Raw genomic sequence first — 18,171 nt, 5'->3', positions numbered from 1 at the left:
CCCACAGTCTTGATCACATTCCAGGCATGAAAAAGGCGCTGTATCTTTCGATACAGCGCCTTTTTACGGTGTGCGGTTTAGCCGAACAGCCACTTCCAGAGCAGCACCAGCACCACCACCGCCAGCACCGGCCGCGCAATGCGGTAGGCTTTGGGATGCTTGCGCTTCCACTGTTTGACCTGGCCGCTGAACTTGTCGCTGAAGGTCTTGCTCCAGGCGTACGCCTGGTTGATGCCGCCCACGCGCTCGTCATCGAGGTTCTGCGGTGCGGTTGCGCGGCCCAGTTGCTTGCTGACCCAGCGGTTGATGCGGGTCATCACGCGGTTGCTCAATGGCCGCTCGATGTCGCAGAACAGGATCACACGGGTCTGTTCGGTTTCGTTTTTCACCCAGTGCACGTAGGTTTCATCGAACATCACGTCTTCACCGTCGCGCCAGGCGTAGACCTGGCCGTCGACGAAGATACGGCAGTCGTCGGAGTTCGGCGTGGACAGCCCCAGGTGATAACGCAGGGAACCGGCAAACGGGTCGCGGTGCGGGTTGAGGTGACTGCCGCCCGGCAACAGCGCAAACATCGCGCCCTTGACGTTAGGGATGCTGCTCACCAACGCCACGGTCTTGGGGCACAGCGCCTCGGCCGATGGCAGCGGCTTGTCGTACCACTTGAGGTAAAAACGCTTCCAGCCCTTCTTGAAGAACGAACCGAAACCGGCGTCGTTGTTCTTTTCGGCGGCGCGGATGTAGCCCTCGTCGAACAGGTGCATGGCCTCTTCGCGGATCACTTCCCAGTTGTCCTTGAGCACATCCAGTTCCGGGAACTTGCTGCGGTCCAGGTAGGGCTTGGACGGCACCGCGGAAAACAGGTACATCAGGGCGTTATATGGGGCGAACAGCGCCGAATGGTTGACGAACTGACGCAACATCGGCAAACGGGCCTTGCCACGCAGGTGCACATACAGCGTGCTGCCGATGAACAGCAGCAACACCGACAGTTTGGCGGCCAAAGAAAAGGTCATGCAGCAACTCCTGGAAATAAGCGCCTGGCCAGCAAATTTCCGTCAATGGGAAACCAGACGTAACAGCCGGCCATGATAAACACTTGAGCCATTATGCAGAAGGCCCAGACCGACCGGGTGACATACATCAACCTTGTGGCGAGGGAGCTTGCTCCCGCTGGAGTGCGAAGCGCTCCCAGAATAATGGGGCCGCTGCGCAACCCAGCGGGAGCAAGCTCCCTCGCCACAGGGTTGCCCTTAAGATCAGGCCTGGTTTTCCTGCTCGGTAAACAAATCGCTGAACAACATGCTCGACAGGTAGCGCTCACCGGAGTCCGGCAAGATCACCACAATAGTCTTGCCCTGCATCTCCGGCTTCTCGGCCAGGCGCACGGCCACGGCCATGGCGGCGCCACAGGAGATCCCGCACAAGATGCCTTCTTCCAGCATCAAGCGTCGGGCCATGGCCTTGGACTCTTCGTCGGTCGCCAGCTCCACGCGGTCGACCATCGACAGGTCGAGGTTTTTCGGCACAAAACCGGCGCCGATACCCTGGATCTTGTGGGGGCTGGGTTTGATCTCTTCACCCGCCAAGGCCTGGGTGATCACCGGGGAAACCATGGGTTCCACGGCCACCGACAGAATCGGCTTGCCCGCCGTGTTCTTGATATAGCGTGATACTCCGGTGATCGTGCCGCCGGTCCCCACGCCTGCCACCAGCACGTCCACGGCGCCATCGGTGTCGTTCCAGATTTCCGGGCCGGTGGTTTTCTCGTGGATCGCAGGGTTTGCCGGGTTATCGAACTGGGCCGGCATAAAGTAGGTGGCCGGGTCGCTGGCGACGATCTCGGCAGCCTTGTCGATGGCGCCCTTCATGCCCTTGGCCGGCTCGGTCAGCACCAGTTCGGCGCCCAGAGCCTTGAGCACTTTACGGCGCTCAAGGCTCATGGACGACGGCATGGTCAGCAGCAATTTATAGCCACGGGCGGCGGCGACAAACGCCAGGCCGATACCGGTGTTGCCCGAAGTCGGCTCGACAATGGTCATGCCCGGCTTGAGCTTGCCGCTGCTTTCCGCATCCCAGACCATGCTGGCGCCAATGCGACACTTGACCGAATAACTCGGGTTGCGCCCTTCGATCTTGGCCAGGATCGTCACGCCACGCGGTGCGATGCGGTTGATCTGAACCAGAGGCGTATTACCGATGGAGTGCGCGTTGTCTGCGAAGATGCGGCTCATGGCGATTCCTGTTGTCGAGACTTTGGGAAAGGCCCCAAGGGTATGCCTCGTGCTCCCAAGCGTCCAGAAGGAGGAACGTTGCGACGATCAGAACAGTCAATCCCCTACAAGCTAGGAGAACTGCCCAATGAAACGTCGCTACAGTTGGCCGTTAGGGACAATCGCCGCTCTGGTGCTGGTCCTGATTGCCGTGCACATCGCGCTGCCCTACCTGGTGCGCAACTACCTGAACGACAAACTCGCCAACATGGGCGATTACCGTGGCGAGATTGCCGATGTGGACCTTGCGCTATGGCGCGGCGCATACCGGATCAACGGCCTGCAAATCGTCAAGGTGGACGGCAAGGTCCCGGTGCCGTTCGTCAAGGCGCCGCTGATCGAGTTCGCGGTGAGCTGGCATTCGCTGTGGTACGACCATGCCGTCGTGGCCGAGGGGCATTTTGTGCGCCCGCAGATCAACTTCGTCGATGGCGGGGCCAACAAACAGGCGTCGCAGACCGGTAAGGGCACCGACTGGCAGGAACAACTGCGCAAGCTGCTGCCGATTACCCTCAATGAAGTGCGCATCGAAGACGGCGAGATCGCCTTCCATAACTTCAGCTCCAAGCCCCAGGTGAACATCAACGCCACCGCGGTCAACGCCAGCTTCTATAACCTGACCAATGTGGTGGATGTCAAAGGCAAGCGTGATGCACGCTTTGAAGGCAAGGCACTGCTGCAAGGCCAGGCGCCCCTGGAAGCCAACGCCACCTTTGACCCGCTGAGCGATTTCGAAGAGTTCGAGTTCCGCTTCCGTGCCCGCGACCTGCAACTAAAACGCATGAATGACTTCGCCTCTGCCTATGGCAAGTTCGACTTCAAGGCTGGCACAGGCGATGTGGTGATCGAAGCCCAGGCTGAAAATGGCCGGCTCACCGGCTACATCAAGCCGCTGCTGCGCGATGTGGAGGTGTTCGACTGGCAACAAGACGTTGAAAACCAGGACAAGAATATCTTCCGTTCGATCTGGGAAGCCGTGGTGGGCGCCAGCGAAACCGTGCTGAAAAACCAGCGTAAAAACCAGTTCGCCACCCGTGTAGAGCTGAGCGGTAGCGTGCATCAGCAAAATGTCAGTGCGTTTTCTGCGGTGATCGCGATTCTGCGCAATGGGTTCATCCAGGCGTTCAATGCTCGTTACGAACAGCCCAAGCCCAGCGCTGATTAACCCTGTGGGAGCTGACTTGCCTGCGATGGCGGTGGGTCAGCCAACTCATCTGTCACTGATACACTGCCATCGCAGGCAAGCCAGCTCCCACACTTCCTGCATGGGCCAGGGCTGATGTGACCCGCCATTCAGAGACTGAATAGCCCGTCTGCGTTCACAGTCGCCGGGGCTGCGCGGTATAGTCAGGCCATTGATGAATTCGAGGAATGACCGATGAAGTTCGAAGGCACCCAGGCCTATGTGGCTACCGATGACCTGAAACTGGCCGTCAACGCCGCCATCACCCTGGAGCGGCCGCTGCTGGTCAAGGGCGAACCGGGCACCGGCAAGACCATGCTTGCCGAGCAACTGGCCGAATCCTTCGGCGCCAGGTTGATTACCTGGCACATCAAGTCCACCACCAAGGCGCACCAGGGCCTGTACGAGTACGACGCGGTCAGCCGCCTGCGCGACTCGCAACTGGGCGTGGACAAGGTGCACGACGTGCGTAACTACCTGAAGAAGGGCAAGCTGTGGGAGGCCTTCGAGTCCGAAGAGCGGGTCATCTTGCTGATCGATGAAATCGACAAGGCCGACATCGAGTTCCCCAACGACCTGCTGCAAGAACTCGACAAGATGGAGTTCTACGTCTACGAAATCGACGAGACCATCAAAGCCAAGAAGCGCCCGATCATCATCATTACCTCCAACAACGAAAAAGAGCTGCCGGACGCATTCCTGCGCCGCTGCTTCTTCCACTACATCGCCTTCCCCGACCGCACCACCCTGCAAAAGATCGTGGACGTGCACTACCCGGACATCAAGAAAGACCTGGTCAGCGAAGCGCTGGACGTGTTCTTCGATGTGCGCAAGGTGCCGGGCCTGAAGAAAAAACCTTCCACCTCCGAGCTGGTCGACTGGCTCAAGCTGCTGATGGCCGACAATATTGGCGAAGCGGTGCTGCGCGAGCGCGACCCGACCAAGGCCATCCCTCCCCTGGCTGGCGCCCTGGTGAAGAACGAGCAAGACGTGCAGTTGCTGGAGCGTCTGGCGTTCATGAGCCGTCGCGGTAATCGCTGATGCTGCTCAACCTGTTCAACGAAATGCGTGCCGCCAAGGTACCGGTGTCGGTGCGCGAGCTGCTCGACCTGATCAACGCGCTCAAACAGCGCGTGACCTTCGCCGACATGGACGAGTTCTACTACCTGGCCCGGGCGATCCTGGTCAAGGACGAGCGGCATTTCGACAAGTTCGACCGGGCCTTCGGCGCCTATTTCAACGGCCTGGAAAAGCTCGACGACCACCTGCAGGCGCTGATCCCCGAAGAATGGCTACGCAAGGAATTCGAACGTTCCTTGAGCGATGAGGAACGCGCGCAGATCCAGTCCCTGGGTGGCCTCGACAAGCTGATCGAGGAGTTCAAGAAACGCCTGGAAGAACAGAAAGAACGCCACGCCGGTGGCAACAAGTGGATCGGCACCGGCGGCACCAGCCCCTTTGGTTCTGGCGGCTACAACCCTGAAGGCATTCGCGTCGGTGACGCCGGCAAGCGTCAGGGCAAGGCGGTGAAAGTCTGGGACCAGCGCGAGTACAAGAACCTCGACGACCAGGTGGAACTGGGCACGCGCAACATCAAGATCGCCTTGCGCCGCCTGCGCAAGTTTGCGCGCCAGGGCGCGGCCGAAGAGCTGGATATCGACGGCACCATTGACCACACCGCCCGCGATGCCGGCTTGCTGAATATCCAGATGCGCCCCGAACGGCGTAACACTATCAAGCTGTTGCTGCTGTTCGACATCGGCGGCTCGATGGATGCCCACGTGAAAATCTGCGAAGAGCTGTTCTCCGCGTGCAAGACCGAGTTCAAGCACCTGGAGTATTTCTACTTCCACAACTTCGTGTACGAATCGGTGTGGAAGAACAACCAGCGCCGTACTTCCGAACGCACCTCCACCCAGGACCTGCTGCACAAATACGGCGCCGACTACAAAGTGATTTTTATCGGCGATGCGGCCATGGCGCCCTATGAAATCACCCAGGCCGGTGGCAGCGTCGAGCATTGGAACGAGGAGCCCGGGTATGTGTGGATGCAGCGTTTCATGGCCAAGTACAAGAAGCTGATCTGGATTAACCCCTACCCGAAAGATACCTGGGGCTATACGGCGTCGACGGGGATTGTGCGGGAGTTGGTGGAGGACCAAATGTATCCGCTGACGCTGCGCGGGCTTGAAGAGGGCATGCGTTTTCTATCCAAGTGAACCCTGGCCTGTAGCCGATGCTAACGGCTACAGGCACGGCACTCAGCAGTGCTCGTTGTCGATCCAGGAAAACCTGAGAAAGAGCGCAGCGAACTGTTTGATCAGTTCAGAATCCTGGCGGTCTACTTTCCCGTCGTTGTTCACATCCTGATTGATCGAAACACTGGCCCCTTGACCATTCCCGTCGCTGTATACCGCCGCCGAATAGACGATGGTTTCATCTCGAGGGTCTCCCTCGCCCTGGTGGAAGTGCAGCCGTACCGTATCAGGAATCCCGTTGTCATCGAAGTCGCCGGCAAACACCTTCAGGTATTTGTCAAAGGGCTCATCGAGACTGAACCACTGGAAAGCCAGAAACAGCTGGGAAAACTCCAGTGCCATCTCCCGGTCAACCTTGTCGACAATGCCGTCTTGATTGAGATCATCCGCAATAATCCAGTCAAACTGGCCATCGTCAGTAATATCAAATGCCGTTGCCCGATGCACAAGCGCGGGGGTTTGGGCGGTGTCATAAAACTCCAGATAGACCACATCCGGAATATCGTTATCGAGTACATCCTGGGCATATATCTTCAAATAGCGCATAGCAAAGCCTGATAGTGAATAAGCCAATCAAGGCTTGCATGGCTGTGCGCTGGGGCAAAGACGACAAAATTCTGCAATGTCGTAGGACTCATCTTTAAAACCCACTTACGCTGAAAACCTGCGTAAATACTCTATGTGCTGCCGATGCGCTGTTTCCTGCACCACCGGGGCCAACCGGACTTTCTCCCCCGGCAAACACTGCGCCAGCCGCGCCAAGGATAAAGGCGTCAACGCGCCCAACCGCGGATAACCACCGATCGTCTGCCGGTCATTGAGCAACACAATCGGCTGCCCATCCGGGGGCACCTGGATCGCGCCCAACGGTATCCCTTCGGAAATCAACGACGGCCCCTGATACTGCAACGGCGTGCCGAGCAAACGCACGCCCATACGGTCGGCACGGCTGTCCAGAGACCATTCGGCGTTGAAGGCATCAAACAGACTCTGCCCGCTGAACTGGCCTATCTGCGCGCCGATGATCACGTCCAGTGATGCAGCGGATTGCACATCCGGGTTGGCCAGCACCTTCATTGCACCGCCCGTACCGGAATAAGCCAACCGCCCGCCTTGGGCCAGTGCCTTGCCGAAACCGTCCACCCCGCCCAATGCCTCGCGCACGACCGTGGCACAACTGCCCAGTACAGTCTGCGCATCAAAGCCACCGGGCGCGGCCAGATAAGCGCGTGCCCCATTGCACGGCTGGGTGAAGCGCAGTCGCTGGCCCTTTTGCAGGATAAAACTGCGTCCGGGGCTTATCGCCCGCTCATCGACATAGGCGCCCAGGTCCGCACCGGCCAAGGCCAGCAGGCAATAATCCTCAGCCTCTACGGTAAAGCCCCCAAGGGTGATCTCCACCACCGGCGCATCCAGGGCATTGCCCAAAAGCCAGTTGGCCCAGGACATCGACACCCAATCCAGCGCGCCGCCCTGGGTCACGCCCAGGTGGCGTACACCAAAACGACCGGCGTCCTGCAACAGGCACAGTGGCGTGCTGGCCTCGATGATCAAGCCGCTCATGCCTGCGCCTCCAGCGGCGTGTCGTCGCCACCCAAGTGGATGAATTGCGCGTGGCTGACCGCCTCGAAGCGCACCGTGTCGCCGGGCTGCATCAGGCTGTAGCCGTCGCGCTCACGGTCGAACAGTTTGGCCGGGGTGCGGCCGATCAGGTTCCAGCCGCCTGGGGACACCACCGGGTAAGCGGCGGTCTGCCGTTCGGCGATACCGACACTGCCAGCGGCCACGCGTTTGCGCGGCGTGTTCAGGCGCGGGGTGGCGAGCACTTCGTCCACCAGCCCCATAAAGGCAAACCCAGGGGCAAAGCCCAGGGCGAATACCTGGTACTCGTGGGCGCTGTGGCGGCGGATCACCTCCTCCACGGCCAGCCCGCTGCGCTGGGACAGCAAGGTCAGTTCCGGGCCGACACTCAGGTCGTACCACACTGGCAACACATGGCACTGGCCGCTGCCCTGGGCCTGGGGTTGCAGATCGGTGAGGGCCTGGTCAATCAGCTCCCGGGCCTGGGCCGGGGTTAGCGCAGTGAGATCGTAATGCACCATCAAGGTGGTGTAGGACGGCACCAGGTCCACCAATGCCAAGCCAAAGCCATTGCGCAGGCGCTCGGAAGCCGCGAGCATCCACGGCATGTTGGCTTCGGCGATCACGTCAAACAGGCGCACCATCAGGCAGTCGATCGCCACCACTTCGATGCGTGGCTTCATGCTGTTTTCAACGCTTCGCGGATACGCTGCACGGCAGCCACCGAGCTGGCGTTGTCGCCATGCACACACAGGGTATTAGCCTGGAGTACCAATGAGCTGCCGTCGCTGGCAATCAGCGATTCGCCACGGGAAAGGGTCAAGGCCTGCTGCACGATGGTTTCGCTGTCGTGGTGCACCGCGCCGGGCAACTGGCGGGAAACCAGATGGCCGTTGCTGTCATAGGCACGGTCGGCAAAGGCTTCGAACCACAGCGTCACCCCGTATTCATCACCCAACGCTTGGGCCGCGCGGTTATCCCGGGTGGCCAGCAGCATCAGCGGCAGGTCGCCGTAGGCGGCCACGGCCTGGATCACCGCACGCAACTGCGCGGGGTTGGCCATCATGTCGTTGTACATCGCACCATGGGGTTTCACATAGCTGACGCGCCCGCCCTGAGCGCGGCAGATGCCGTCCAGCGCGCCGATCTGATAGTGCAACAGGTCCTGGATTTCCTGCGGCGTGTAGTTCATGGAGCGCCGGCCGAAGCCTTGCAGGTCCTGGTAGGCCGGGTGGGCGCCCACTTGTACGCCGTGCTTGAACGCCAGACTGACGGTCTTGCGCATGATGCTCGGGTCGCCGGCATGGAAACCGCAAGCCACGTTGGCGCAATCAATGAACGGCATGACTTCGGCGTCCAGACCCATGGTCCAGTTGCCAAAGCTTTCGCCGATGTCGCAGTTCAGTAGCAGGCGGCTCACGGTGGTCGCTCCTGTAGGTTTTGTTTTTTTGTAGTGTGGGATTTATTACACAGAACTCGCAACTTGTCCTGGCACCCCAACGACGCTTATCGTGGAACGGCTCGATTTTTGGCGCTTGCCCGGTGCGACGTCCAACTAATAAAAACCGATTCATGCATAAGAAAAAGTTGATCCCATGAATTTGAAGTTCCTCGAAACCTTCGTCTGGGTGGCCAGGCTCAAGAGCTTTCGCCTGACTGCCGAGAAGCTGTTCACCACCCAGGCCTCGATTTCCAGCCGCATTGCCGTGCTTGAAAGCGAGCTGGGCGTGAAGCTGTTCCTGCGTGACTCGCGAGGCGTGAGCCTGACCCCGGAAGGCTTGAAAGTGCTCGACTATGCCGAGCAAATGATGGTGACCATGCAGGGTTTGAAGCAGTCTCTGGAGACCACCAGCAGCAAGGTCGGGCGCATTCGGATCGGCGCGATGGACACGGTGATCCACACCTGGCTCAGCCCGCTGGTCGCTGAACTGATGAAACTGTTCCCGCTGGTGGAGATCGAGCTGATCGCCGATACCGCGCTGAACCTCAGCGATCAGCTACAAAAAGGCTTTCTTGACCTGATCCTGCAAACCGACCTGCTGCGCCTGGAAACCGTGCGCAGCCTGGAACTGGCCAGCCACCCCATGGCCTGGATCGTGGCCAGCCAGTCGATCTACAACCGCGACTACGCCTCCCTCGCCGAACTGGCCCAGGAGCGCATCATCACCTACTCGAAAAACTCTCACCCGCATCAGGACGTGTTGAGTTTGATGCAGGCCAATGGCGTGGCCGCACCGCGCATGAACTGTGTGAACTCGGTGTCGGCGATCACCCGGTTGCTGCGCGATGGCTTCGGCATTGGCGCGCTGCCACCGGTGCTGGTCAGCGAAGAACTGGAGCGAGGGGAATTGGTGATGCTGCCCATGGCCCAGCGCCTGCCGAACTTGCAGGTGGTAGTGTCGTGGCGCGTGGGGGTGGAATTGGTGGAGGAGATTGTGGGGTTGTGCCAGAAAGTCGTCGCCCGCTATGCCGATCAAGTCGGTGCAGAACGCATGCAACTGCATAAACCCGATTAATCGTTCCCACGCTCTGCGCCTCCAAGCGCGACGCGGAGCGTCAGAAAAAGCATTCCCACGCGGAGCGTGGGAACGATCAGTGGGTCGTTAGAGGCCCTTGAGGTCCCGTTCTTCGATGGGCCGGCTCTGGCGCAGGCGCCGGCCGCCCAACACCACCCAGTCGATCAAGCGGTACAGGCACTCGATGCCGAACGACAACAGCATCGCCCCGCCCAGGCCCCAGCCCATGGCTTCAGGCGTCAGCAGAATCTGGTAGCTGTAACCATTCCAGGTTTCCAGACGGATATCCGGGTCGGCGGCCACCGCCACTTGCAGGGCGCGGATGTACCACGGGCCTTGCATGGCCTGGAATTGCTTGTCCAACTCGAGTTGGCGATCGAGCATAGCGCCCAGGCTGCTGGCGTCGCTCTGGAATACCGGGTCATCGCTGGCGCGGTAATGCGCCACCAAGGCTTGCATATCACCGTTGAAGAACTGCTGCGCCGTGGACTCGAAACCGCGCAAGCCGGTCTGGGCCTCGATCAGATGGGCCTCGACGCGCTTGGCGTAGTCATTGATAAACCCCGGCACCTGCACGCCGACCAACAAGCCAACGGCAAACAATACCAACCGCAGATAGCTCAGCAACATGCTCGATTCCTTACTCGGTAACGCCCTGGCTGACACATTCACCGCGTCGCCACAGGCTCCATTGGCCCGGTTCGTAGCGGGTCCAGTTTTCGTTGTCGGTCAACGGCTCGGTGGCGATCACCGTTACCACATCATTGGGGGTGGTTTCGGCCTGAAAATCGACGATCACGTCGACATCTTTCAAGCGCGCCGGGCCAAAAGGCGCCCGCCGGGTGATCTGTGCCAGCTTGGTCGAGCAATAGCAGAACAGCCAGTCGCCGTCGCTGAGCAGGCAGTTGAACACGCCCTTGCTGCGGTATTCGGCGCAGGCGGCGATCAGGTCGGGCAGCACCTGTTCGATGTCCACCGGCTCAGGGAAGGCTTCGCGCACACGGTTGAGCAAGTCGCAGAACGCCGCTTCGCTGTCGGTATCGCCCACCGGGCGGTAGAAGGTGGCGCGGGGGTTGAAGTCCGCCAGTTGGCCGTTGTGGGCAAAACACCAGTTACGCCCCCACAGCTCGCGCACGAACGGATGAGTATTGGCCAGGCTGACCTTGCCCACATTGGCCTGGCGGATATGGCCGATCACCACTTCGCTCTTGATGGGGTAACGCTGAACCAGCAATGCGACTTCCGACTCGCTACTGGCAGCCGGGTCCTGGAACAGGCGCAGGCCACGGCCTTCATAGAAGGCAATGCCCCAGCCGTCGCGGTGCGGGCCAGTGCGCCCACCGCGCTGCATCAGCCCGGTAAAGCTGAACACGATATCGGTGGGGACGTTGGCACTCATGCCCAATAATTCACACATGCCAGGGCTCTCGCTGCAGGGCAGACAACGTTAAAGGCGCGGTTCGACCCGCATACCACCGGCAGGCGCCGGACGACGGAACGGTTCGTCGTCTTCCGGCTCGGCGGCCAAGGCCGCATCCGCAGCAGCCTTGCGCTCACGGCGAGCATTGGCGGCGCGCTCGATGGGCCAGCGGATCAGCACAAACACGATGTACAGGGCAAACGCGATCATCGTGTACATGAACAGGTCGGAAATGGCGCGCCAGGCGTTGTTGCCGACCTTGAGCACCAGGTCCAGGGCGGTAATGGCCACGGCCGGCGCAAACTGGGTCTTGACCGGGTCGACAATGGTCGGGCTGAGCAGCAACACCGCCATCAGCAATTGCAGGGGCTCGCGCAGCCAGCGCCAGATCCAGCGGGTCATGCGCCACCACACCAACAGGCAGCCCAAAGCGGCGAAGGCGTAAAGGCCCCAAGCGGTCAGATAGTCGTTCTCGGTCATGGTGTCCATGGCAAGGTTGGCAAACAGGCGGCTATGATAACGGCTTTTGCGTGTCGCGGCTGCAATGCCTGCCACCGTCTGCCAGATAGGGAATTATCCATGCCTATTTCCACCGCACCGATTGCCCGCAAGGCCCCAGGCCCAGACCCGTACGCCTGGCTGCAAGAACGCGACAACCCTGAGGTGCTCGACTACCTCAAGGCCGAAAACGCCTGGCAGGAAGCCCAACTGGCCGATCAGCAAGCGTTGCGCGAGACCCTGTTCGACGAGATCAAGGGCCGCATTCTGGAAACTGACCTGTCCCTGCCCTCCACTTGGGGCCCGTACCTGTATTACACCCGCACCACCGCCGGCGACGAATACGCCCGCCATTACCGCTGCCGCCGCCCGGCCGATGACAGCAACCAGGTGGACACCAGCAGCGAAGAGCTGTTGCTGGACCCGAACGTGCTGGCCAATGGCGGCTTTTTCTCCCTGGGCGCGTTCAGCATCAGCCCCGATCACCAACGCCTGGCCTACAGCCTCGATACCAGCGGCGAAGAGATTTACACCCTGTTCGTGAAGGAATTGGCGACCGACAAGGTCAGCGAACTGGCGTTCGACAACTGCGATGGCAGCATGACCTGGGCCAATGACAGCCTGACGCTGTTTTTCGGCGAACTGGACGACACCCATCGCCCGCACAAGCTGTATCGCTATCGCCTGGACGGCACCGCAGCGCAGGAAGTCTTCCACGAGCCCGACGGTCGTTTCTTCCTGCATTGCTACCGCTCAAGCTCCGAACGCCAACTGTTGCTGGCCCTGGGCAGCAAGACCACCAGCGAAGTCTGGGCGCTGGACGCCGATCAACCGCACCTGGCCTTCACCTGCCTGGCGTCACGGGTCGAAGACCACGAATACGACGTCGACCACGGCAAGCGCAATGGCCAGTGGACCTGGTTTATCCGCAGCAACCGCGACGGCATCAACCATGCGCTGTACGTGGCCGCCGACACCGGCACGCCGCCCACCGAAGCCGACTGGCAGAACCTGATCCCCCACAGCGACGAGGTCATGCTTGACGGCGTGAGCCTGAACGCCAGCGCCATGACCTTGAGCCTGCGCATCGGTGGCCTGCCAGTCATCGAAGTGCACCCTGAGGATGTGCCGGCCTATCGGGTGCAATTGCCTGACGCCGCCTACAGCCTCTACGTGCAGAACAGCCTGGAGTTCCCCAGCGACAAGATCCGCCTGCGCTATGAGGCCTTGAACCGCCCGGCCCAAGTGCGCCAGCTTGAGCTGGCGACAGGCGCACAGGTCGTGCTCAAGGAAACCCCGGTACTGGGCGTCTTCAACGCCGACGATTACGTCAGCCAACGCCTGTGGGCCACTTCCGCCGACGGCACTCAGGTACCCATCAGCCTGGTGGTCAAGCGTGACCAGCTCGGCAAGCCGACGCCGCTGTACCTGTATGGCTACGGTGCCTACGGCTCAAGCCTGGACCCGTGGTTCTCCCATGCGCGCCTGAGCTTGCTCGACCGTGGCGTGGCGTTTGCCATCGCCCATGTGCGCGGCGGCGGTGAGCTGGGGGAAGCCTGGTATCGCAACGGCAAGCAGGAACACAAGCAGAACACCTTCAGCGACTTTATCGCCTGCGCCGAACATTTGATTGCCGAGCGCCTGACCACCTCCCCGCAACTGGCGATCAGTGGCGGCAGTGCCGGCGGCCTGTTGATCGGCGCGGTGCTCAACCAGCGTCCGGAATTGTTCCAGGCGGCAATTGCCGAAGTGCCGTTCGTCGATGTGCTCAATACCATGCTCGACCCGGAACTGCCGCTGACCATCACCGAGTACGACGAGTGGGGCAACCCCGAGGACCCCGAGGTGTACGCGCGCATCAAGGCTTACGCGCCGTACGAGAACGTCAGCGCCCAGGCTTACCCGGCCACGCTGGTGATCGCCGGCTATAACGACAGCCGCGTGCAGTACTGGGAAGCCGCCAAGTGGGTGGCCAAGCTGCGGGATATCAAGACGGACGACAACCTGCTGCTGCTCAAGACCGAGCTGGGTGCCGGCCATGGCGGCATGAGCGGGCGCTATCAGGGCTTACGTGACGTCGCCCTCGAATATGCCTTTGTGTTCAAGGCCCTCGGTCTGGTCTAACCGCCCGGCGTTTTCGGCTTGCTGTCGTTCTGCTGCAGGCCAGGGACCGTCTGGTCCTTGGGCGGCGCCGGCAACACGATGGGCGCCAGCGGCGGCGAGCCATTCTGGGTCTTGGGCGCAACGGGCGGCGTGACTTGCGGGTACAACGTGGGTGTTGGCGTGCCCGGCGCGCCTGGGGTTGGCGTGGGCGCGACCGGTACGGTTTGTAACTCCTGAGCCTGCGCGGTACCCAATGCGAGCGCGCTCAACACAATGACCGTTAGAATGCTGCACTTCATCGATGGCTCCATGGCCTGACCGGAATGCCCTAAGGCTACTCCCAACCGCGCAAGAATGCCCTTCCCAATGAGATTTCCATGAAACGTTTTGTTCTGCTGGACACCACCCCAATCCCCGACAACGGCGGTGCCTTGTGCCTGTTCGAATACGGCGAGGACTTCGTCATCAAGATCCAGGGCGGTGACGGTGGCCAGTTGATGAACACGCGCATGCACGGCTCCGAAGATGCCTTGGCGGAGATTCCCTGCCGCAAAGTGGCCGGACGCCCAGGATCACGGGTGCTGATCGGCGGCCTGGGCATGGGCTTTACCTTGGCCGCGGCGCTCAAGCATTTGGGCAAGAGCGCCGAAGTGGTGGTGGCCGAACTGGTGCCCGGCGTCGTGGAATGGAACCGTGGGCCACTGGGGGAGAAATCCGGACGCCCGCTGCTGGACCCGCGCACCGTGGTCCGCCTGGAAGACGTGGCCAAGGTACTGCAGGCCGAGCCCCAAGGCTTTGATGCGATCATGCTCGACGTCGACAACGGCCCCGAGGGGCTCACGCAAAAAGCTAACAGTTGGCTGTACTCGGCCAGTGGCCTGGCCGCGTGCGCCAAGGCCCTGCGGCCCAAGGGTGTGCTGGCGGTGTGGTCGGCCAGCGCCGACAAGCTGTTCAGTGACAAACTGCGCAAGGCCGGTTTCAAGGCCGAGGAAGTGCAAGTGTTTGCCCATGGCAACAAGGGCACGCGGCATACCATCTGGATTGCAGAGAAGCTCAAGGGCTGATCACGGTTGATTCAATAGCGCCAATCCCCTGTGGGAGCGGCTAGAATCAACCTTGTCCGTGAACCACCCAATAATAGCCAGGAGCCATGATGAGCTCGAATAACCCACCCTCCCACACCGCCAAGCTGGACCGCATCCTCGCCGATGCCCAGCGCGACCGCGAAATGGGCTACCGCGATAAAGCCTTGAAGATGTACCCCCACGTGTGTGGCCGCTGCGCCCGTGAGTTTTCCGGCAAGCGCTTGAGTGAACTGACCGTCCACCACCGCAACCACAACCATGATGACAACCCCCAGGACGGCTCCAACTGGGAGTTGCTGTGCCTGTACTGCCACGACAACGAACACTCGCGCTACACCGACCAGCAATACTTCGGCGAAGGCTCCACCAGCAGCCCGAGCATTGCCAAGGCAACGCACAACCCGTTTGCGGCGTTGGCGGGGTTGATGAAGAAGGAAGACTAACGTTCTTCTTTGCCTGTTCCGGCCTCATCGCAGGCAAGCCAGCTTCCACAGTAGGAATGCATTTCCCCGTGGGAGCCGGGCTTGCCCGCGATGCGATCGCCCAAGCACTGCATCCCCCCAGGCCGTATAATCGCCGTTTTTCTCAAGGCACCCTTCCCCGTGGGCAATAAACGCTACAGCTGCATCGGTCTGTATAACCCCAAATCCCCCGAAAACGTCGGCTCGGTGATGCGTGCCGCCGGCTGCTACGGCGTGGCCTCGGTGTTCTACACCGGCGTGCGTTACGAGCGCGCCCGGGATTTCATCACCGACACCAAGAAGGTGCACCACGATATCCCGCTGATCGGCATCGACGACCTGAAAAAGATCCTGCCCCTGGGCTGCATTCCGGTGGCCGTGGAACTGGTCGAAGGCGCCCGTCCGCTGCCTGAATACACCCACCCCGACCGGGCCCTGTATATCTTCGGCCCCGAAGACGGCTCCCTGGACAAAGAGATCCGCGACTGGTGCGAGGACGTGGTGTACATCCCCACCACCGGCTGCATGAACCTGGCGGCCACGGTCAACGTGGTGCTCTATGACCGCCTGGCCAAGGGCAATAACACCCGTTCGGGCCCCAAGTACTGACATTGCGGGAACATCCGGCACATGCGCGCAGTCAGCTAATAACACTTGCCCTTGTTGGAGACTGATCATGAGCGACAGCAAAACCTTGCGACCTATCATCGAAGCCGCCCCCTTGAAGCCTCAACCCACCCAGAACGTGCATGGCTGGGAGCGCATCGGCTCGGTGGCCGGCGGGGTAATGATGGTGGGTAAAGGCTTGCGCCGCGGCGGGATTTTCGGCTTGATCCAGGTGGCGATTGGTGGCGTGGCACTGGCCCGTGGCTTTACCGGGCACAGTTCGCTCAAGGACAAACTGGAACAGGGCCGCCAGGAAATGAACAGCGTGCGCACCAAGATCGAACGGGCCGGTGAAGAGTTGAAGAACCTGAAGACCAAGGCCGAAGTGGCGGCTGAAAAGGCGGTGAAACCTAAAGCCTGACCTGAGACTTGGACATGCTGGAGATTCAAATGTGGGAGGGGGCTTGCCCCCTCCCACATTTTGAATTGCACAGGGGTTTGGATCAGCGCAGCAGTTTGCTGTCCAGTACCACCGACGACTCACCGATCACACTCTCGGCCAACTGCACGAATTCTTTGGTGTTGACGCTGTTCACCCGCATCAACGCCTGCGCCAGATCGTCCAGGGAGCGTTTGTTGTGGGTCTTCACGCGGATCTCACGGTCCAGCTCCTGCAATACCACCACCGAACGCGCCAGCCTCGCGCCGTTGACGTGCTCGCCTTTGAGAGTGGTGACGTCTTTGCCTTCTTTGGTCAGCCGCGCCTGGATCGCCGCATAGCGTTCATCGGTAATGCCACCGGCACGTCGCATCAGCTCAATCGCGTAGTACTCGCCCAAGCCCTCGCTGATCCAGTCGCTGCTGTCGTGGTCATTGAAGCGTCCGATGGCCTGCACCACTTCGCGCAGCAACGGGCTGCTGCCATTTTCGCCCACCAGCGGCGTGCGGCTGTTGAGGTAGATCGAATCGCGTAACGAATAAGCGCCCCGCCGCATCGGGTCACTGGCACCGACAATCAACAGTTTGCCGGGATGGCGCGGGAACGCGGCTTCCACCTGGGGCCAGACAAACGTCAGCAACGTCAGCACGTCCATGCGGCGCATGCCCTGGCCCTTGGGCGAGGCCACGGTGACGTCGGTTTCACCCAGGCGCAGGCGGCGGCTGCCGAGGTTGCCCGCCAGCATCCAGCCGGTGGGACGGTCGAACAGGCGGGACACGTTGTCGATGCGGAATTTGTTCTGGCCGATGCGCGGCCAGGCCGTTTCGACGCTCTTCCAACCCGTCGGCAGTTCGAACATCAGACGTGAGACCAGCTCGACGCCGTCTTGCTGGTCGAGACGTGCGGCCGGCACCAGGTCTTCGCCGCGCAGCAACGCCCAGCCGGGCGTGATGCGTGTGTCATACACGCCGGGCTTGCGCGCATGGGCCAGGCGCACCCGGTAGGTCAGGCTGGCCTTGTCAGGGCTGGGTTGCCACAGGCCACGGTTGCCCGTGACTTGCCACTGGCCATCGGCCTTGAAGTCGCTGTAGTCACCGTCGCGGCCCAGGTCGAAGTTCAGGCTGCGCACCGCCGCGCCCTGGGACAGGCTGACGCGCACCTCCGCCTGCTGGCTTTGGGGCAACAGCTTGATGTGGTAATCCAGGTCGACTTTCTTCGCGCACCAGCCCGGCCCGCTCAGCGCCAGCACGACCAGGCCCGCTGCCCACTTGGCGGCCACCTTCATACACACTCCTCATTCAGCCTGCGCGGAAAATCAGGTAATCCTCCCAGTCGTCCTCGGGCACGCTGCCTTCGCTGAGCATGCGCCCGGACTGGGAAATGCGTTCATGGTGCACCGCGTCACGGTCGCCGCAGACCAGGTGATGCCACAGCGGCAAGTCCTTGCGCTCGCTGACCAGGCGATAACCGCAGGTCGGCGGCAACCATTTGAACTGATCGGCCTGGCCCGGTGTGAGCTGAATGCAATCAGGCACCGAGGCGCGGCGGTTGGGGTAATCAGTGCACTGGCAGGTTTTCAGGTCGAGCAGTTTGCAGGCGATACGCGTGTAATAGACGCTGTTGTCGTCCTCATCCTCAAGCTTTTGCAGGCAGCACAGGCCACAGCCGTCGCACAATGACTCCCACTCCTCTTGGTCGAGGTGCTCAAGGGTTTTGCGTATCCAGAAAGGTTCGACTTTGGCGGCCAT

General features: G+C 61.1%; 21 protein-coding genes. 9 read left to right on the top strand and 12 right to left on the bottom strand.

What is annotated here, in order from left to right; all coding sequences use genetic code 11:
• Window positions 1–77: 77 nt before the first annotated feature.
• Together ACP7CZ_RS06555 and cysK are read right to left on the bottom strand one after the other, a co-directional pair.
• Window positions 78–1,016, bottom strand: a complete 939-nt coding sequence (locus tag ACP7CZ_RS06555) for an aspartyl/asparaginyl beta-hydroxylase domain-containing protein (RefSeq protein WP_005786126.1) — start codon at window positions 1,014–1,016, stop codon at window positions 78–80.
• A 243-nt stretch (window positions 1,017–1,259) separates the two neighbouring features.
• Window positions 1,260–2,234 (bottom strand): cysteine synthase A, encoded by a 975-nt coding sequence (gene cysK, locus ACP7CZ_RS06550; protein WP_003189630.1) that lies wholly within the window; start codon window positions 2,232–2,234, stop codon window positions 1,260–1,262.
• Between the two features lie 127 nt (window positions 2,235–2,361).
• On the opposite strand from cysK, the gene ACP7CZ_RS06545 reads away from it, so the two are divergent.
• The 3 genes from ACP7CZ_RS06545 to ACP7CZ_RS06535 all read left to right on the top strand — a co-directional run bounded on the left by ACP7CZ_RS06545 (window position 2,362) and on the right by ACP7CZ_RS06535 (window position 5,675).
• Window positions 2,362–3,438, top strand: a complete 1,077-nt coding sequence (locus ACP7CZ_RS06545) for a DUF748 domain-containing protein (RefSeq protein WP_054898991.1) — start codon at window positions 2,362–2,364, stop codon at window positions 3,436–3,438.
• 213 nt (window positions 3,439–3,651) lie between these two features.
• Entirely contained in the window at window positions 3,652–4,497 is an 846-nt protein-coding gene (locus tag ACP7CZ_RS06540; protein ID WP_003189627.1) for an AAA family ATPase, read from the top strand.
• Window positions 4,497–5,675, top strand: coding sequence for a vWA domain-containing protein (locus ACP7CZ_RS06535; RefSeq protein ID WP_003189625.1), 1,179 nt, complete (start codon window positions 4,497–4,499; stop codon window positions 5,673–5,675). Before ACP7CZ_RS06540 ends, ACP7CZ_RS06535 begins: the two co-directional genes overlap by 1 nt.
• A gap of 42 nt (window positions 5,676–5,717) precedes the next feature.
• Here the strand turns inward: ACP7CZ_RS06535 and ACP7CZ_RS06530 are convergent, their stop codons facing one another.
• The 4 genes from ACP7CZ_RS06530 to ACP7CZ_RS06515 all read right to left on the bottom strand — a co-directional run bounded on the left by ACP7CZ_RS06530 (window position 5,718) and on the right by ACP7CZ_RS06515 (window position 8,715).
• A complete protein-coding gene (locus tag ACP7CZ_RS06530) occupies window positions 5,718–6,260 on the bottom strand; it encodes a hypothetical protein (RefSeq protein ID WP_054898993.1) in 543 nt (180 codons plus the stop codon).
• 105 nt (window positions 6,261–6,365) lie between these two features.
• A complete protein-coding gene (locus ACP7CZ_RS06525) occupies window positions 6,366–7,277 on the bottom strand; it encodes a biotin-dependent carboxyltransferase family protein (RefSeq protein WP_294156037.1) in 912 nt (303 codons plus the stop codon).
• The gene (locus tag ACP7CZ_RS06520) at window positions 7,274–7,978 is read right to left on the bottom strand and encodes a 5-oxoprolinase subunit B family protein (protein ID WP_198791489.1); all 705 of its coding nucleotides are present in this window, start codon (window positions 7,976–7,978) and stop codon (window positions 7,274–7,276) included. The genes ACP7CZ_RS06525 and ACP7CZ_RS06520 overlap by 4 nt, the downstream gene beginning before the upstream one ends.
• Window positions 7,975–8,715 carry a 5-oxoprolinase subunit PxpA gene (locus ACP7CZ_RS06515; RefSeq protein ID WP_057975686.1) on the bottom strand — a complete coding sequence of 247 codons (741 nt, stop codon included), beginning with the start codon at window positions 8,713–8,715 and terminating at the stop codon, window positions 7,975–7,977. The genes ACP7CZ_RS06520 and ACP7CZ_RS06515 overlap by 4 nt, the downstream gene beginning before the upstream one ends.
• Before the next feature lie 175 nt (window positions 8,716–8,890).
• Between ACP7CZ_RS06515 and ACP7CZ_RS06510 the strand changes: the two genes are divergently transcribed.
• Window positions 8,891–9,811: a LysR family transcriptional regulator gene (locus ACP7CZ_RS06510; RefSeq protein WP_294156028.1), complete on the top strand. Its 921-nt coding sequence runs from the start codon at window positions 8,891–8,893 to the stop codon at window positions 9,809–9,811.
• 87 nt (window positions 9,812–9,898) lie between these two features.
• Here the strand turns inward: ACP7CZ_RS06510 and ACP7CZ_RS06505 are convergent, their stop codons facing one another.
• Genes ACP7CZ_RS06505 through ACP7CZ_RS06495 form a run of 3 tightly spaced genes read right to left on the bottom strand, consistent with a single transcriptional unit; the run spans window position 9,899 to window position 11,786 of the window.
• Entirely contained in the window at window positions 9,899–10,441 is a 543-nt protein-coding gene (locus tag ACP7CZ_RS06505; RefSeq protein WP_003189617.1) for a DUF2937 family protein, read from the bottom strand.
• 10 nt (window positions 10,442–10,451) lie between these two features.
• Entirely contained in the window at window positions 10,452–11,228 is a 777-nt protein-coding gene (locus tag ACP7CZ_RS06500) for a class II glutamine amidotransferase (protein WP_003189615.1), read from the bottom strand.
• 30 nt (window positions 11,229–11,258) lie between these two features.
• On the bottom strand, window positions 11,259–11,786 hold the full coding sequence (locus ACP7CZ_RS06495; RefSeq protein ID WP_034126627.1) for a hypothetical protein: 528 nt from the start codon (window positions 11,784–11,786) through the stop codon (window positions 11,259–11,261).
• Window positions 11,787–11,810: 24 nt separating this feature from the next.
• Between ACP7CZ_RS06495 and ACP7CZ_RS06490 the strand changes: the two genes are divergently transcribed.
• Window positions 11,811–13,853 (top strand): S9 family peptidase, encoded by a 2,043-nt coding sequence (locus ACP7CZ_RS06490; RefSeq protein ID WP_294156024.1) that lies wholly within the window; start codon window positions 11,811–11,813, stop codon window positions 13,851–13,853.
• Here the strand turns inward: ACP7CZ_RS06490 and ACP7CZ_RS06485 are convergent.
• Window positions 13,850–14,131 (bottom strand): hypothetical protein, encoded by a 282-nt coding sequence (locus tag ACP7CZ_RS06485; RefSeq protein ID WP_034126625.1) that lies wholly within the window; start codon window positions 14,129–14,131, stop codon window positions 13,850–13,852. The genes ACP7CZ_RS06490 and ACP7CZ_RS06485 overlap by 4 nt on opposite strands.
• Before the next feature lie 78 nt (window positions 14,132–14,209).
• On the opposite strand from ACP7CZ_RS06485, the gene ACP7CZ_RS06480 reads away from it, so the two are divergent.
• The 4 genes from ACP7CZ_RS06480 to ACP7CZ_RS06465 all read left to right on the top strand — a co-directional run bounded on the left by ACP7CZ_RS06480 (window position 14,210) and on the right by ACP7CZ_RS06465 (window position 16,405).
• Window positions 14,210–14,896 (top strand): spermidine synthase, encoded by a 687-nt coding sequence (locus ACP7CZ_RS06480; protein WP_034126624.1) that lies wholly within the window; start codon window positions 14,210–14,212, stop codon window positions 14,894–14,896.
• Between the two features lie 89 nt (window positions 14,897–14,985).
• Window positions 14,986–15,360, top strand: a complete 375-nt coding sequence (locus ACP7CZ_RS06475; RefSeq protein WP_054898999.1) for a YajD family HNH nuclease — start codon at window positions 14,986–14,988, stop codon at window positions 15,358–15,360.
• Window positions 15,361–15,519: 159 nt separating this feature from the next.
• Window positions 15,520–15,987 (top strand): RNA methyltransferase, encoded by a 468-nt coding sequence (locus tag ACP7CZ_RS06470; RefSeq protein ID WP_003189607.1) that lies wholly within the window; start codon window positions 15,520–15,522, stop codon window positions 15,985–15,987.
• Window positions 15,988–16,054: 67 nt separating this feature from the next.
• A complete protein-coding gene (locus ACP7CZ_RS06465) occupies window positions 16,055–16,405 on the top strand; it encodes a YgaP family membrane protein (protein ID WP_014717485.1) in 351 nt (116 codons plus the stop codon).
• An 82-nt stretch (window positions 16,406–16,487) separates the two neighbouring features.
• Here the strand turns inward: ACP7CZ_RS06465 and ACP7CZ_RS06460 are convergent, their stop codons facing one another.
• Together ACP7CZ_RS06460 and ACP7CZ_RS06455 are read right to left on the bottom strand one after the other, a co-directional pair.
• Window positions 16,488–17,708, bottom strand: coding sequence for a hypothetical protein (locus ACP7CZ_RS06460; protein ID WP_057975680.1), 1,221 nt, complete (start codon window positions 17,706–17,708; stop codon window positions 16,488–16,490).
• Window positions 17,709–17,721: 13 nt separating this feature from the next.
• Entirely contained in the window at window positions 17,722–18,171 is a 450-nt protein-coding gene (locus ACP7CZ_RS06455) for a YcgN family cysteine cluster protein (protein ID WP_003172524.1), read from the bottom strand.

Source organism: Pseudomonas sp. DWP2-2, from assembly GCF_049897065.1.
Classification (GTDB): Bacteria; Pseudomonadota; Gammaproteobacteria; order Pseudomonadales; family Pseudomonadaceae; genus Aquipseudomonas; species Aquipseudomonas paracarnis.
This window is presented reverse-complemented; position numbering and strand designations above follow the sequence as displayed.

Coding starts and splice junctions, on each gene's coding strand:
- ACP7CZ_RS06555 (WP_005786126.1), bottom strand. CDS start 1,016: ATGACCTTTTCTTTGGCCGCCAAACTGTCGGTGTTGCTGCTGTTCATC.
- cysK (WP_003189630.1), bottom strand. CDS start 2,234: ATGAGCCGCATCTTCGCAGACAACGCGCACTCCATCGGTAATACGCCT.
- ACP7CZ_RS06545 (WP_054898991.1), top strand. CDS start 2,362: ATGAAACGTCGCTACAGTTGGCCGTTAGGGACAATCGCCGCTCTGGTG.
- ACP7CZ_RS06540 (WP_003189627.1), top strand. CDS start 3,652: ATGAAGTTCGAAGGCACCCAGGCCTATGTGGCTACCGATGACCTGAAA.
- ACP7CZ_RS06535 (WP_003189625.1), top strand. CDS start 4,497: ATGCTGCTCAACCTGTTCAACGAAATGCGTGCCGCCAAGGTACCGGTG.
- ACP7CZ_RS06530 (WP_054898993.1), bottom strand. CDS start 6,260: ATGCGCTATTTGAAGATATATGCCCAGGATGTACTCGATAACGATATT.
- ACP7CZ_RS06525 (WP_294156037.1), bottom strand. CDS start 7,277: ATGAGCGGCTTGATCATCGAGGCCAGCACGCCACTGTGCCTGTTGCAG.
- ACP7CZ_RS06520 (WP_198791489.1), bottom strand. CDS start 7,978: ATGAAGCCACGCATCGAAGTGGTGGCGATCGACTGCCTGATGGTGCGC.
- ACP7CZ_RS06510 (WP_294156028.1), top strand. CDS start 8,891: ATGAATTTGAAGTTCCTCGAAACCTTCGTCTGGGTGGCCAGGCTCAAG.
- ACP7CZ_RS06505 (WP_003189617.1), bottom strand. CDS start 10,441: ATGTTGCTGAGCTATCTGCGGTTGGTATTGTTTGCCGTTGGCTTGTTG.
- ACP7CZ_RS06500 (WP_003189615.1), bottom strand. CDS start 11,228: ATGTGTGAATTATTGGGCATGAGTGCCAACGTCCCCACCGATATCGTG.
- ACP7CZ_RS06490 (WP_294156024.1), top strand. CDS start 11,811: ATGCCTATTTCCACCGCACCGATTGCCCGCAAGGCCCCAGGCCCAGAC.
- ACP7CZ_RS06485 (WP_034126625.1), bottom strand. CDS start 14,131: ATGAAGTGCAGCATTCTAACGGTCATTGTGTTGAGCGCGCTCGCATTG.
- ACP7CZ_RS06480 (WP_034126624.1), top strand. CDS start 14,210: ATGAAACGTTTTGTTCTGCTGGACACCACCCCAATCCCCGACAACGGC.
- ACP7CZ_RS06475 (WP_054898999.1), top strand. CDS start 14,986: ATGAGCTCGAATAACCCACCCTCCCACACCGCCAAGCTGGACCGCATC.
- ACP7CZ_RS06465 (WP_014717485.1), top strand. CDS start 16,055: ATGAGCGACAGCAAAACCTTGCGACCTATCATCGAAGCCGCCCCCTTG.
- ACP7CZ_RS06460 (WP_057975680.1), bottom strand. CDS start 17,708: ATGAAGGTGGCCGCCAAGTGGGCAGCGGGCCTGGTCGTGCTGGCGCTG.
- ACP7CZ_RS06455 (WP_003172524.1), bottom strand. CDS start 18,171: ATGGCCGCCAAAGTCGAACCTTTCTGGATACGCAAAACCCTTGAGCAC.